This is a genomic window from Pseudoalteromonas sp. Hal040 (assembly GCF_037162425.1).
Lineage (GTDB): Bacteria > Pseudomonadota > Gammaproteobacteria > Enterobacterales > Alteromonadaceae > Pseudoalteromonas > Pseudoalteromonas gelatinilytica.
The window spans coordinates 1-15,065 of record NZ_JARLUU010000001.1 but is presented as its reverse complement, the minus strand read 5'-3'; the positions used below and the strand labels follow the sequence as shown (position 1 = coordinate 15,065).

At 43.8% G+C, this 15,065-nt stretch carries 9 protein-coding genes and 3 rRNA genes; 6 read left to right on the top strand and 6 right to left on the bottom strand.

Going from position 1 to position 15,065, the window contains the following annotated elements:
- The first annotated feature begins 31 nt into the window (after positions 1-31).
- On the top strand, positions 32-688 hold the full coding sequence (gene yrfG / locus P4S60_RS00060) for a GMP/IMP nucleotidase (RefSeq protein WP_188731078.1): 657 nt from the start codon (positions 32-34) through the stop codon (positions 686-688).
- On the opposite strand, the gene P4S60_RS00055 is transcribed toward yrfG, so the two are convergent.
- Positions 689-1,309 carry a dUTP diphosphatase gene (locus P4S60_RS00055; RefSeq protein WP_337114571.1) on the bottom strand — a complete coding sequence of 207 codons (621 nt, stop codon included), beginning with the start codon at positions 1,307-1,309 and terminating at the stop codon, positions 689-691.
- A 133-nt stretch (positions 1,310-1,442) separates the two neighbouring features.
- Between P4S60_RS00055 and P4S60_RS00050 the strand changes: the two genes are divergently transcribed.
- Positions 1,443-2,072 (top strand): peroxiredoxin-like family protein, encoded by a 630-nt coding sequence (locus P4S60_RS00050; protein WP_337114570.1) that lies wholly within the window; start codon positions 1,443-1,445, stop codon positions 2,070-2,072.
- Between the two features lie 32 nt (positions 2,073-2,104).
- Here P4S60_RS00050 and P4S60_RS00045 read toward each other — a convergent pair whose 3' ends face one another.
- Complete coding sequence (locus P4S60_RS00045) at positions 2,105-2,473, bottom strand: YacL family protein (RefSeq protein ID WP_063701492.1); 369 nt, start codon at positions 2,471-2,473, stop codon at positions 2,105-2,107.
- Between the two features lie 122 nt (positions 2,474-2,595).
- Positions 2,596-2,820 carry a hypothetical protein gene (locus P4S60_RS00040; protein ID WP_063701490.1) on the bottom strand — a complete coding sequence of 75 codons (225 nt, stop codon included), beginning with the start codon at positions 2,818-2,820 and terminating at the stop codon, positions 2,596-2,598.
- Positions 2,821-3,079: 259 nt separating this feature from the next.
- Between P4S60_RS00040 and uvrD the strand changes: the two genes are divergently transcribed.
- From uvrD to P4S60_RS00020, 4 genes are all read left to right on the top strand, one after another.
- Positions 3,080-5,245 (top strand): DNA helicase II, encoded by a 2,166-nt coding sequence (gene uvrD, locus P4S60_RS00035; RefSeq protein WP_337114569.1) that lies wholly within the window; start codon positions 3,080-3,082, stop codon positions 5,243-5,245.
- On the top strand, positions 5,223-7,292 hold the full coding sequence (locus P4S60_RS00030; protein ID WP_337114568.1) for a GNAT family N-acetyltransferase: 2,070 nt from the start codon (positions 5,223-5,225) through the stop codon (positions 7,290-7,292). Before uvrD ends, P4S60_RS00030 begins: the two co-directional genes overlap by 23 nt.
- Positions 7,255-8,379, top strand: coding sequence for an ABC transporter substrate-binding protein (locus P4S60_RS00025; RefSeq protein ID WP_337114567.1), 1,125 nt, complete (start codon positions 7,255-7,257; stop codon positions 8,377-8,379). Before P4S60_RS00030 ends, P4S60_RS00025 begins: the two co-directional genes overlap by 38 nt.
- 67 nt (positions 8,380-8,446) lie before the next feature.
- Positions 8,447-9,295 (top strand): CZB domain-containing protein, encoded by an 849-nt coding sequence (locus tag P4S60_RS00020; RefSeq protein WP_337114566.1) that lies wholly within the window; start codon positions 8,447-8,449, stop codon positions 9,293-9,295.
- 373 nt (positions 9,296-9,668) lie between these two features.
- On the opposite strand, the gene rrf is transcribed toward P4S60_RS00020, so the two are convergent.
- The 3 genes from rrf to P4S60_RS00005 form a co-directional block, all read right to left on the bottom strand.
- Positions 9,669-9,783, bottom strand: a 5S ribosomal RNA gene (rrf, locus tag P4S60_RS00015).
- Between the two features lie 126 nt (positions 9,784-9,909).
- Positions 9,910-12,792: ribosomal RNA gene (locus P4S60_RS00010) — 23S ribosomal RNA — on the bottom strand.
- A gap of 282 nt (positions 12,793-13,074) precedes the next feature.
- A 16S ribosomal RNA gene (locus tag P4S60_RS00005) occupies positions 13,075-14,625 on the bottom strand.
- The 16S, 23S and 5S rRNA genes sit together here, the layout of an rRNA operon.
- Between the last annotated feature and the right edge of the window lie 440 nt (positions 14,626-15,065).

Here is a 15,065-nt window from a genome sequence, read left to right as displayed (position 1 = left end):
CTCATCATAAATCTTTTAAAGTGAATTGCCTATGTTAAATTGGTCAAAAATCGATACTGTGTTGTTAGATATGGATGGCACCTTACTCGATTTGCATTTTGATAATTATTTCTGGCTTACTGTTATTCCCGAGCAATATGCACGTAAACATAAAATCAGTTTAGACGCAGCAAAAGCTGACATTTTGCACCGTTATCAACAAGTTCACGGACAAATTAATTGGTACTGTTTAGATTATTGGCAACAGCAACTTGGTTTACCAATTATGGCGCTAAAACGTGACATTCAACATTTAATCAGAATTCGTGAAGATGTTCCGCCTTTCTTAACTGAGCTTAGAAAAGCAGGCAAGCAATTGATCATGCTTACTAACGCGCACCCAGATTGTGCCATGTTAAAGTTTGAACATACTGCTATCGATAATTATTTAGATGGGGTGATCTCAACTCACCAATATGGCGTGAGTAAAGAGCATCAACCATTATGGCAACAAGTACATCAAGAATGGCAGTTTGATAAGGAACGGACTCTATTTGTGGACGACAGCCCTGCCGTACTAGATGCGGCAAAAGAGTTTGGTATCGGCCATATACTTGCGGTTGCCAACCCTGATAGTCAGCAACCGCATAAGCAGTTTGATGGCTTTTTATCGACCATCGATTTTCGCGAGTTTATCCCCGTTAAATAATTACTTCGGGTAACGCTGCTCTAAGCCTTGGTATACAAGTTTTGCAAAATCTGCATGCTCTGTATCGAGGCTTTTTACCACTTCAACTAAGTGCTCGTTATCTTCTTGGCCATTCCACACTTTGATATAACTACCGTCTTTGTAGCCATGATCTTGGCGGAAGAAGTTCAAGGTATTTTTACCAACGTAGCCACGGTATAAATCATCGATATCCATACCAATTTGCGCCATACATCCTGCAAATGCAGCGGCATTAAAACTCTTTTCAGCAACAGCTGATGCGGCTAATAATTCGAGTGTTTGTTTAAAATCATCGGCTTGAATTGGTGCACTTAACTCAGCTTCAAGTTGCGCAGCCAACTGCTCATAGCTGGTTTCACCATCAATACTTAAAGATAAACCAAAATGGAAAATATCAACTAACTCTAAAATAACTTGTTCTGTATCTGGGGTTTGTTTTTTCCACCACTTCCAACCGTAGTGATCAAGCATTTCAGCACACTCAACCCAAATTGCACGATACCATTCAAAACCTTGGCTAAACCATTGCTCATGAACTTTGGTATTCATCGCATTTTGCATTTCGAGCATAACAACGAGTTTTTGTAAATTAGCAGACATTCTTTATCCCAACTTGCATTTTTTATTTGCCTATATACTACAGTTAAATTTGAGTTTGATGTAGGTAAAGATGAAATAAATCCCGCAACAATCAGGTCATCTTTGCAGTTGATAAAAATAACCGAGGAAGCCCATGTTTAAATCCCTATTCATTAGTGTACTGTTTGTACTATCAAGCCACGTTATCGCTGCAACTGCGACCAATATTGCCGAGTCAGCAGAGAAAGTTAGTCCGTTATTACCTGGCTTAACGGTGCCAAATGTTGAATTGAAAGACCAATACGGTAAAACCGTCTCGCTCGCTGAGCGCTTTAAAGAGAAAACCACCGTGCTAATTGTTTATCGTGGTGGCTGGTGCCCATATTGTTCAAAGCAATTGGCCAGCGTGCAAAAAATTGAGAAAGAATTAGCAAATTTAAACGCACAATTAATTGCCGTTTCACCAGATAGCCCTGAAAAACTCGCTGAAACAAAAATTACAGCTCCTAGCTATCAATTGCTTTCTGACGACAGCCTCACTTTGGCGCAAACGTTAGGTCTAGCGTTTTACTTAGATGACAAAACAGCAAAGATTTACCGTAATAAGCTTGGGGTTAACTTTGTCTCGTTAGAGGGTGAAGCGAAAGTAGCACTGCCAGTACCCGCAGTATTCGTAATAGACACAAATGGGTTAGTTCATTTTCAATACGCCAACCCAAATTACAAAGTCCGCTTAACAGAAGATTTATTACTAGCCGCTGTTAAATCAGTGAGCGAGCAATAATTTAGTAATCGATAAGCAGACCATGTGTCTGCTTATCGGCCTTGTGTAAATTCTTGCCAAGATTCAATTAAATCAACAAAGTCTTCAAAACCACAGCCACTGCACAGGCCTTCTTCTTCAAGCATTAAATCATCATCTTGGTAGGCAACTAAGTCTTCGTTGTCTTGATGTAATGCATGAGCTTCGAATAGCGCTTCGTCTTTACTTAAGATCAAATCAATTTCTTGACCCTGTAAGGTTAAAGGCTCATGACTGCTCTTAACCGCAGAGATCAACGCTTGCACCATCGCGATTTTTTCTTTGCCGACTTCTTCATTTAGCCAACGGCCAATAACTGCATGCTCAGAGGAGATTTTAATGCGTAAACCGCTAATAGGATCGCGGATAAATTGATATTCCATGGAGGGTACTCGTAATACGTTATTTGCTAATTATACCGATTACAGCTAAACGTGGCGAGTTTTGTAGCCTTATAGCAACACGAGCGCCAACGTGGCGCTCGTGTTTGTGCTATTTAAAATAGCTAGACTCGCGATTTGAAGCGCGCAGCATCAATAATCGCCCATAGGTATACGATTGGCAGTAAAATAAAGCCAACTGCAACATAAATTAGTGCACCACTAATAACCCATGCTAAAAAGAATGCAATAGCCGCCATTAAACGACCTTGTACCAATTGTCCTAAACCAGGAAAAAAGATATTACATATTGCTGCGATTACATTACCGCCAGAACCTTGCTCTGCCATACTAACCTCTGTAGTTTTTAATGATTATACATTTAGTAAACACACTTTATGCCAACTTATTATAGCTTACAAATCAAAGCGTTAAAAAGTTACGTTATTTTGATTTTAGTTTTTTTTGCTAAAAATCGGTCAAATTCACAATTTTCATATCGCAATTTTAATGACTTGCCCAAATAGCTGTTTATAAAAACAGTATTTTATTTAGCCTTGCATAAACACCTGTTATACTCCACCCATTATAGATTGAAAAGGCGTAACGATGGACGTTTCTGAATTACTCGATGGCTTAAATGACAAACAACGGGATGCAGTCGCAGCCCCATTGCAAAATATGCTAGTACTTGCAGGTGCAGGTTCTGGTAAAACTCGAGTACTTGTTCATCGCATCGCATGGCTCATGCAAGTTGAGCAAGCTTCTGCATACAGTATCTTTGCGGTAACCTTCACTAACAAAGCCGCGAAAGAAATGCGTACCCGTGTAGAAGAAACCTTAAAAGCACCGGTTGGTGGTATGTGGATTGGTACCTTCCACGGCTTATCTCATCGTATTTTACGCGCCCATCACCGTGAAGCGAACTTGCCTGAAAGCTTTCAAATCTTAGATTCTGACGATCAACAACGTATGATCAAACGCTTACTCAAAGCGATGAACATCGATGATAAAAAGTGGCCAGCAAAACAATTTGGTTGGTATATCAGCGCGAAAAAAGATGAAGGTCTGCGCCCTAAAGACATTCAAGCCTACGATATTAATGAGCAAATGATGCTAAAAGTCTATGCTGCATATCAAGAGGCTTGTGACCGTGCAGGTTTAGTCGACTTTGCAGAAATACTGCTGCGCTGCTACGAAGTTCTTAAGAACCACCCAACACTTTTACGTCACTATCAACAGCGTTTTGCCCACATGCTGGTAGACGAGTTCCAGGATACCAATACAATCCAGTACGCTTGGTTAAAATTACTCGCAGGTAACACCAACAGTATTATGATCGTAGGTGATGATGATCAAAGTATCTATGGCTGGCGTGGCGCAAAAATTGAGAATATCAAACGCTTTTTAACTGACTTCGAAGCCGAAACCATTCGCCTTGAACAAAATTACCGTTCAACGGCAACAATCTTAAAAGCATCAAATGCGCTGATCAGAAACAATGCTGAACGCATGGGTAAAAGCCTGTGGACAGACGGCAATGATGGTGAGCCTATTTCTGTTTACGCCGCGTTTAATGAATTAGACGAAGCGCGCTTTGTCAGCAGCAAACTACGTAGTTGGCTAAATGCAGGTAATGCATTACAAGATGCCGCGATTTTATACCGTAACAACGCGCAATCTCGTGTACTCGAGGAAGCGATGCTACAAGAAGGTTTAAAATACCGTATTTACGGCGGTATGCGCTTCTTCGAACGTCAAGAGATCAAAGATGCACTTTCGTATTTACGTTTAGTGGGTAACCGTCAAGATGATGCCGCTTTCGAGCGCGTTATTAACACCCCTGCTCGCGGCATTGGTGATAAAACACTAAGCCATATACGTGATTGCGCGCGCAATGAATCATTACCACTTTGGTATGCCGCAAAGGCTATTATCGAGCAGCAGCACTTATCTGGCCGTGCAGCGAGTGCCGTCACTAAATTCTTAGAACTTGTTGAGCATATCGAAGATAAAATTAGCGATCTCACCTTAGAAGAGCAAGCGAAATACGCCATTCAAACCTCGGGGTTAATGGCAATGTATCAAGCTGAAAAAGGTGAAAAAGGCCGTGCCCGCGTAGAAAACTTAGAAGAGCTTATTAGTGCTTGTGGTCAATACGAACTCCCTGAAGATGAAGAGTTCAGCTCACCACTACAAGGCTTTTTGGCATATACCTCACTAGAGTCTGGCGAAGGTCAAGCTGACGAGCACGAAGATGCGGTGCAAATGATGACACTGCATTCAGCAAAAGGCCTAGAATTCCCGCTGGTATTTATGGTTGGTGTTGAGGAGGGTATGTTCCCATCACAACAAAGTAATGAAGAGTCTGGTCGTTTAGAAGAAGAACGCCGCCTCTGCTATGTTGGTATGACTCGCGCGATGGAAAAACTATATATTAGCCATGCAGAAAGCCGTCGCTTATACGGCCAAGAAAAATACCATAGCCCATCACGCTTTTTACGCGAAATGCCTGAAGACTGTATCGAAGAAATTCGTATTAAAACACAGGTTTCAAGACCACCTGCGGCAGGTCGTTTTAGTCCCTCAGTAACACATGCCGCATTTGAAGATAGCGGCTTTAACTTAGGGCAACGCGTATTACATGCTAAGTTCGGTGCAGGAACCGTACTCAATTACGAAGGTAGCGGCGCACAGTCACGTATTCAAGTGAACTTTGATGACCTAGGCAGCAAATGGCTTGTAACACAGTATGCAAGACTTCAAGCCTTATAATGAGTATATAACAGCACTGTGTAATGAGCTGGTGATTGCAAAGCATCGCCAGCTTGTCATTGTGCAAGGCAGCGAAACTTGGTGCTATAAGTTTGCAAACCAATTAGCGCTTAAAAATACCTATGTTTTCAGTAGCAGCTCATTATTAGCAAATAGTGAGTTTCCAAAACATGCTCACCAAATTCTTGGTCAAGAGTTTCATCACGCAATTTTTGATGGTTTTAGCGGTTTATTTGCAGATAAACTAGCCGCGCTGGCAGGTACCGTAAAAGCAGGCGGTGTACTGATATTATTGCTGCCCTATGACGATAAGTGGCAAGACCCAGCACTCACAAGTATCACCTCTTATGGCGAAGAGATTAAACACAGCTTTTTTAATCAGCGCTTTTTCGCCAAGCTAAAATTACAGCCACATTATTTTACTGAGCACTCAGTTCCTAGTTACCAATCAATTTCGCCAGCAAATGCTGAGATAAATTATCAGCAACAACAAGCATGTGTTGAGCAAATTATTAAAACCGCGACAGGGCGCGCTAATCGACCTTTAGTTATTAGTGCAGATCGAGGTCGTGGTAAGTCAGCTGCTTTAGGGCTTTCAGCAGCATGTCTTCAAGATAAAAAAATCCTTATTTGTGCCACCCAAGCCAAAGCCGTACAAACAAGCTTTAAACATTTAGCTGCTGAGCTTGGTGTTAGCAAAGAGCAAAACTGTAAGCAACTAGCTAACCTTAGCTATATTGCGCCAGATACACTGCTAAACGAAAAACCTGATTGCGATCTGTTATTTGTCGACGAAGCAGCAGCGATTCCTGTTCCTATGCTATTACAGATCCTAAAAAGTTATCCACGGATCGTATTTGCCAGCACTATGGTTGGTTATGAAGGAAATGGGCGTGGTTACACGTTACGTTTTTTACATTACTTACGTAGCCAATATAAATCGCTAAAGACTATTACTTTGGATGAGCCAATTCGTTTTGCTAAACATGACCCCCTCGAAAATAGCCTACGCGAACTATTACTACTCGATGCAAAGTACCTCGATACGCAGAGTAGTAAGTCTTACCAATTTGAAAACATAAGCAAAGAGCAACTCATTGATGATGAGCAGCTGCTTAGCCAAGTTATAGCGCTATTGGCGTTGGCTCATTATCAAACCACGGTAAACGACTTACGCCAATTGCTTGATGCCTCAGAGTTACAACTATCGATCTGCAAACAAGAAAATGCATTAAAAGCCGTTTGCTTAATCGCTATTGAGGGTGGCTTAACGCCTGAGATTGCTGAGCAAGTTATAAAAGGAAAGCGCAGGCCACATGGTCATTTAATGGCGCAAACTCTGACTCAATTAAGCCGAAGTACAGAAGATTTGTGTAAACGCTCAGCGAGAGTCGTGAGAATAGCTGTTGCACCTGAATGTCATCAACAAGGTATAGGCTCAGCCCTGTTAAACTACTGCAAAAGCCAATTAAATAATTGCAGTTATTTTGGTGCCAGCTTTGGCGCAAATGCAGCGTTAGTTAAGTTTTGGCAAAGTAATGGCTTTAATGTTATTAAGCTTGGATTTAGTCACGATAAAGCAACGGCTGAACATGCTGCTTTAGTGATTAAAGCGTTAGATAAGCAAACTTCAGATAGCGCAGAACTTTTAATAGAGGAGTTTAAGCAAGACCTGTCTTTGCAACTCCTTGGTCACTTTAGCTCGCTTCCTTGGCAGCTTATTGCAGAGCTATTCAAAAGCTTACCAAAAAGTGACTATTCTCCTGCCTTAGATGCAAGAGCTGAGCGACTGTTAATTGGTGATATTAACCTCTTCCACGTACAGCCATTGCTATGGCAAATGATTTGGAGCACACCAATTAGTCTAAATTTATTAGATGAATATACAAAATTCATCCTTATTCGACTAGTATTACAGCAAACCTCTGTAAATAGCTTAATCGAAGAAGCCGGTTTTACAGGTAAAAAAGACTTAGACTCACAGTTCAAAACCGCAGTGCAAGGTTGGTATGCTCACTATAAATCACTTCAAAATCACAGCCATTAAGTGTTTATGTATTTATACCTTGCTGCTATCTCAGATAGCTTTAGCTGAACACGCACAGCCTACCATTAAACTCGGCATGTCCACTGCGCTCACAGGACCAGCAAAGCAAATAGGCGAACAACTAGCGCTTGGCAGTAATATTTACTTTAATAAAATCAACAAAGAAAACGGTATTAATGGGCAAAGTATCGATCTGATATTAGCTGATGATGGCTACGAGCCAAAAAATACCGTAGTGAATACCCGCGAGTTTTTATTTGATCAAAAGATCCATGCAATTTTTGGCTCTATGGGCACACCAACAGCTCATGCAATTAAACCTTTACTGGATAGGCACCGCATTCCTTTTCTAATGCCATTTACAGGCGCCGATTTTTTACATAACAGCTCAATGCCAAATGTATTTAATCTTCGAGCGAGCTACCAAGATGAAGCCATAGAGCAGATTAATTATTTCGTGAAAGAGCGTAAGCATGAAAAAATTGGCTTGATGATCCAAGCCGATGAGTTTGGCTATATGGTAGAAAACAACCTTGTTAATGCATTAAAAATACATGGTATTAAACCTGTAGAAGTCGCTCGGTTTAAGCGCAATAGTGATGATATTTCAAAAGCTTTAGCGCTTCTAAAAGAAAGTAAAGCAACCGCAATTTGTTTAGTCGGCACCTACGAGCCTCTCGCTGAATTCATTAATGCAGCAAACAAACAAAGCTTCAACCCAGATTATACTTCGGTGTCTTTCGTTTCGAGCCATGATTTATATCAGCGAGTTAAACAGCCCGCCAACATTATGGTCACTGAAGTGGTTCCCGACCCTAATAACTGTAAAAACCCTTGGTGTAAGCAGTTTATTGAAGATATCGGGCCTTATCACACGAGTGCGAATAGAATTATATTCGAAGGTTATTTGAATGCCGTAGCATTGGTTAGCGCTGCCCAAAAATGCCCAACGCCTCTAAACAATCAATGTCTGCTGACTGAGCTAAACCATCTCTTTACTGACACATCAGATTTCGCTGATCTATTTAACACTCACACTGCAGGAAATAACAAAAAAATCTACCGCTCATATTTTAAAAGTAATTAGGTTAAACTACGACTAAATTACAATAATGTTCTATGCTATAGAGACTTAACAAGGCTTTGAGGGAAATATGGATCTGATTAATTTTCGAGTTGGCCAAAAGACCATTTCACTAAAAATTCTCGATATTCTTCTAACTGAGCGTTACGAAGGAAATTTAACGTCGTTGCCAAATGAAAATAAAAGCTTCATTGGGGTTAAAGATTACATGGAAACCCCAACGCCTATCTTTGATTTAGGAATTGTATTAAACAATCACTCAACCAAAGAGACCAATACCGAATTATCTGACCTTTTAGTCGAAAGAGAGAAAGACCATTTAGATTGGCTAGATGCACTAGAAAATAGCCTAGTAACAGGTGCACCTTTTACAAAAGCCACAGATCCAGACAAATGTGCATTCGGTCGTTGGTATAACAACTTCGAAACTGATAACGAAGACTTACAAAGTATCTTAGCCAAGTTTGATAAGCCACACCGTGAATTACATGCCATGGCCGGTGAGTTATTAGAATTACAAAAGAGCCAACCTCACGACAAAGTAATTAGCTTATTTTCAGAGAAAAAGCGCCAAACATTTAATCAACTTATTAGACTGTTTGAATCGGCACGTGAGCAAATCATTCTTGATTACAAGCCAATCATCATCTTCACTACAAAAGATGGCGTAACACCTCATATAGGCCTTCTTGTCGACAAAGTAGAAGACAACATCAACGTGAAGAAAGAAGATATCAAACCGTTAGACCAACTTACCTCGGTTGGTTTTGATGTTGATCCACAAACTAAAAACATGATGCGAGGACTAATCAAAATGAAGCACAAACACAGCTTATTATTAGACCCAAGTGCCATCTTCCGCCCAGAGCACCTAATGCGCCACGAAGCAGAAGAAACCGAAGAGTATGGGCTTTTTTAGTCGCTAGGTAGCGAATTTGAAAGGGTAAAGTTAGCGAGGGGAAAGTTTAAAGGTCTGGCGTAGGTTGGGTAGAGCAAAGCGAAACCCAACACAGAGCTATCAGCCGTCAGCCGCTCGTTGGAGGTGTTTGGTGCTGCGTCTTCATCTACCGAAGGCTCTAGGTTCTAAGCAAAGTGTACTTGTAGGAAAGGCCTTAGCCATGAATGTTTTGCTTTATTAATTCGGCACTGAAGTGCCTCCTACAGGGTTTTGTTGCTGAGGGTGACCCTGTACAGGGCAACCCCACAGTTCAGCTGACGTCTGAGAGCTGAAAGCTGATAGCTAAAACGCAAAAAAGCCCGACTCTTTCGAATCGGGCTTTCTCTTATTTGGAGCCTGGCGATGTCCTACTTTCACATGGCAAATGCCACACTATCATCGGCGCTGTTTCGTTTCACTACTGAGTTCGGCATGGGGTCAGGTGGGTCCAAAACGCTATTGTCACCAAGCAAATTTGGTTTTAATTCGCTCTTTTGAGCAAATTAATAAATCTGGAATTCTGATATCAAGTAAATGTCTACTTTAGTGTCTTAACTTCTGTTCGTTACGCTGTCATAAAACGCGTTTGGCGTTGTATGGTTAAGCCTCACGGGTAATTAGTACAGGTTAGCTTAATGGCTCACACCACTTCCACATCCTGCCTATCAACGTTGTAGTCTTCAACGGCCCTTCAGAGACTTTAAAAGTCTAGTGAGAACTCATCTCGAGGCCTGCTTCGCGCTTAGATGCTTTCAGCGCTTATCAGTTCCGAACGTAGCTACCGGGCAATGCCATTGGCATGACAACCCGAACACCAGCGGTTCGTTCACTCCGGTCCTCTCGTACTAGGAGCAACCCCTCTCAATTCTCAAACGCCCACGGCAGATAGGGACCGAACTGTCTCACGACGTTCTAAACCCAGCTCGCGTACCACTTTAAATGGCGAACAGCCATACCCTTGGGACCGACTTCAGCCCCAGGATGTGATGAGCCGACATCGAGGTGCCAAACACCGCCGTCGATATGAACTCTTGGGCGGTATCAGCCTGTTATCCCCGGAGTACCTTTTATCCGTTGAGCGATGGCCCTTCCATTCAGAACCACCGGATCACTATGACCTACTTTCGTACCTGCTCGACGTGTCTGTCTCGCAGTTAAGCTGGCTTCTACCATTACACTAACCGTACGATGTCCGACCGTACTTAGCCAACCTTCGTGCTCCTCCGTTACTCTTTGGGAGGAGACCGCCCCAGTCAAACTACCCACCAGGCACTGTCCGTAACCCCGATAAGGGGCCAACGTTAGAACATCAAAACTACAAGGGTGGTATTTCAAGGACGGCTCCACAAAAACTAGCGTTTCTGCTTCAAAGCCTCCCACCTATCCTACACATGTAGGTTCAATGTTCAGTGCCAAGCTGTAGTAAAGGTTCACGGGGTCTTTCCGTCTAGCCGCGGGTACACAGCATCTTCACTGCGATTTCAATTTCACTGAGTCTCGGGTGGAGACAGCGTGGCCATGGTTACACCATTCGTGCAGGTCGGAACTTACCCGACAAGGAATTTCGCTACCTTAGGACCGTTATAGTTACGGCCGCCGTTTACCGGGGCTTCGATCAAGAGCTTCGTCCGAAAACTAACCCCATCAATTAACCTTCCGGCACCGGGCAGGTGTCACACCGTATACGTCATCTTGCGATTTTGCACAGTGCTGTGTTTTTAATAAACAGTCCCAGCCACCTGGTCACTGCGGCTCCCGTCCGCTTAGAGAGCAAGTCTCATCACAGATAGGAGCGTACCTTCTCCCGAAGTTACGGTACGATTTTGCCTAGTTCCTTCACCCGAGTTCTCTCAAGCGCCTTAGTATTCTCTACCTGACCACCTGTGTCGGTTTGGGGTACGATTCGGTATAATCTGAAGCTTAGAGGCTTTTCCTGGAAGTATGGCATCAACAACTTCACCACCTTAGTGGCTCGTCTCGTGTCTCAGTCTTAAGAGTCCGGATTTTCCTAAACTCTCAACCTACTCACTTTCACATGGACAACCAACGCCATGCTTGTTTAGCCTGCTCCGTCCCCCCATCGCAATTATACCAAGTACGGGAATATTAACCCGTTTCCCATCGACTACGCCTTTCGGCCTCGCCTTAGGGGTCGACTTACCCTACCCTGATTAACATGGGATAGGAACCCTTGGTCTTCCGGCGTGCGGGTTTTTCACCCGCATTATCGTTACTCATGTCAGCATTCGCACTTCTGATACCTCCAGCATACCTCCCGGTACACCTTCAACGGCTTACAGAACGCTCCCCTACCACTCAAACATAGTTTGAATCCGCAGCTTCGGTGCATAGTTTAGCCCCGTTACATCTTCCGCGCAGACCGACTCGACCAGTGAGCTATTACGCTTTCTTTAAAGGATGGCTGCTTCTAAGCCAACCTCCTGGCTGTCTGGGCCTTTCCACATCGTTTCCCACTTAACTATGACTTTGGGACCTTAGCTGGCGGTCTGGGTTGTTTCCCTCTTCACGACGGACGTTAGCACCCGCCGTGTGTCTCCCGGATAGTACTTTACGGTATTCGGAGTTTGCAAAGGGTTGGTAAGTCGGGATGACCCCCTAGCCTTAACAGTGCTCTACCCCCGTAAGTATTCGTCCGAGGCTCTACCTAAATAGATTTCGGGGAGAACCAGCTATCTCCCGGTTTGATTAGCCTTTCACTCCTAGCCACAGGTCATCCCCTAACTTTTCAACGTTAGTGGGTTCGGTCCTCCAGTTGATGTTACTCAACCTTCAACCTGCCCATGGCTAGATCACCGGGTTTCGGGTCTATACCTTGCAACTCAACGCCCAGTTAAGACTCGGTTTCCCTACGGCTACCCTATTCGGTTAACCTCGCTACAAAATATAAGTCGCTGACCCATTATACAAAAGGTACGCAGTCACCCTCGAAGGGCTCCTACTGCTTGTACGTACACGGTTTCAGGTTCTATTTCACTCCCCTCACAGGGGTTCTTTTCGCCTTTCCCTCACGGTACTGGTTCACTATCGGTCAGTTGGGAGTATTTAGCCTTAGATGATGGTCCACCTATATTCAGTCAAAGTTTCACGTGCTCCGACCTACTCGATTTCACTTAAGATGCATTTTCGTGTACGGGACTATCACCCTGTATCGTCAAACTTTCCAGAATGTTCCACTAACACATAATAAGCTTAAGGGCTGGTCCGGTTTCGCTCGCCGCTACTTCCGGAATCTCGGTTGATTTCTGTTCCTACGGGTACTTAGATGTTTCAGTTCTCCGCGTTCGCCTCTTACACCTATGTATTCAGTGCAAGATACCTGCAAGCAGGTGGGTTTCCCCATTCGGAAATCCTAGTCTCAAGCGCTTTTTACTAGCTTGACTAGGCTTATCGCAAGTTAATACGTCCTTCATCGCCTCCAACTGCCAAGGCATCCACCGTGTACGCTTAGTCACTTAACCATACAACCCAAACGGGTCTTTGTTAGTGACAGCTGTTAACTTCGCCAGAAGTTAATTCATCAAATAATGATGAGAATACTAAAGTAGATACCGATTAATCATTGCTGATTAATGGCATATTTTTACTTTTGAAAACTCTTTATAAATAACAATGTTATCTATAAGAATTTTAATATCAGCTTTCCAAATTTTTAAAGAGCATATTAATTAGTTAAACCAAGCGGTTTAGCTAACTAACAATCATCTGTGTGGACACTACGAACAAATAAGTTCTAAATCGTATAAGGAGGTGATCCAGCCCCAGGTTCCCCTAGGGCTACCTTGTTACGACTTCACCCCAGTCATGAATCACTCCGTGGTGAACGTCCTCCCGAAGGTTAGACTATCCACTTCTGGAGCAACCCACTCCCATGGTGTGACGGGCGGTGTGTACAAGGCCCGGGAACGTATTCACCGCGTCATTCTGATACGCGATTACTAGCGATTCCGACTTCATGGAGTCGAGTTGCAGACTCCAATCCGGACTACGACGCACTTTAAGTGATTCGCTTACCCTCGCAGGTTCGCAGCACTCTGTATGCGCCATTGTAGCACGTGTGTAGCCCTACACGTAAGGGCCATGATGACTTGACGTCGTCCCCACCTTCCTCCGGTTTATCACCGGCAGTCTCCTTAGAGTTCCCGACCGAATCGCTGGCAACTAAGGATAGGGGTTGCGCTCGTTGCGGGACTTAACCCAACATCTCACAACACGAGCTGACGACAGCCATGCAGCACCTGTATCAGAGTTCCCGAAGGCACCAAACCATCTCTGGTAAGTTCTCTGTATGTCAAGTGTAGGTAAGGTTCTTCGCGTTGCATCGAATTAAACCACATGCTCCACCGCTTGTGCGGGCCCCCGTCAATTCATTTGAGTTTTAACCTTGCGGCCGTACTCCCCAGGCGGTCTACTTAATGCGTTAGCTTTGAAAAACAAGTCCGAAGACCCGAGCTTCTAGTAGACATCGTTTACGGCGTGGACTACCAGGGTATCTAATCCTGTTTGCTCCCCACGCTTTCGTACATGAGCGTCAGTGTTGACCCAGGTGGCTGCCTTCGCCATCGGTATTCCTTCAGATCTCTACGCATTTCACCGCTACACCTGAAATTCTACCACCCTCTATCACACTCTAGTTTGCCAGTTCGAAATGCAGTTCCCAGGTTGAGCCCGGGGCTTTCACATCTCGCTTAACAAACCGCCTGCGTACGCTTTACGCCCAGTAATTCCGATTAACGCTCGCACCCTCCGTATTACCGCGGCTGCTGGCACGGAGTTAGCCGGTGCTTCTTCTGTAAGTAACGTCACAGCTAAGCGCTATTAACACTTAACCTTTCCTCCTTACTGAAAGTGCTTTACAACCCGAAGGCCTTCTTCACACACGCGGCATGGCTGCATCAGGCTTGCGCCCATTGTGCAATATTCCCCACTGCTGCCTCCCGTAGGAGTCTGGGCCGTGTCTCAGTCCCAGTGTGGCTGATCATCCTCTCAAACCAGCTAGGGATCGTCGCCTTGGTGAGCCATTACCTCACCAACTAGCTAATCCCACTTGGGCTAATCTTATGGCGTGAGGCCCGAAGGTCCCCCACTTTGGTCCGTAGACATCATGCGGTATTAGCAGTCGTTTCCAACTGTTGTCCCCCACCATAAGGCATATTCCCAAGCATTACTCACCCGTCCGCCGCTCGCCGCCCAACAAATCCCCCGAAGGTTCAATGTTGTCGCTGCCGCTCGACTTGCATGTGTTAGGCCTGCCGCCAGCGTTCAATCTGAGCCATGATCAAACTCTTCAATTAAAAGTTTTTTCTGTCCCGAAGGACATGCTCAATGAATTCTGAATTTTGATATCTTTCGATATCGAATTGACTGTGCGTTATTATTTTTACTTTTGAAAAAGTAAAATCAAAACAGCTCAAGGCTGAATCTTTTAATAACATATGGTCACTCAGTTCAATTGAGACTCTAAATTTGTTTGCGTCGCTTAGTAAACTAAGTTTCGCTGTTAGAACTCAATCTGTACGAGTGCCCACACAGATGATTGCTTTATATTGTTAAAGAACGTTTGAGATACTTTTGCGTCTCAAGGGCTGTGCATTCTACGCAAGCCGTTATTTTTGTCAACACTTAATTTTGAGAAAAGTTTATTTTTTCAAAACTCAGTCTTACTTGATTCAACCAACTCGTCGTTTTGCTTTTTTGTAAGCAGTCCGCCGTGTCGGTGGATGCGCATTATAGG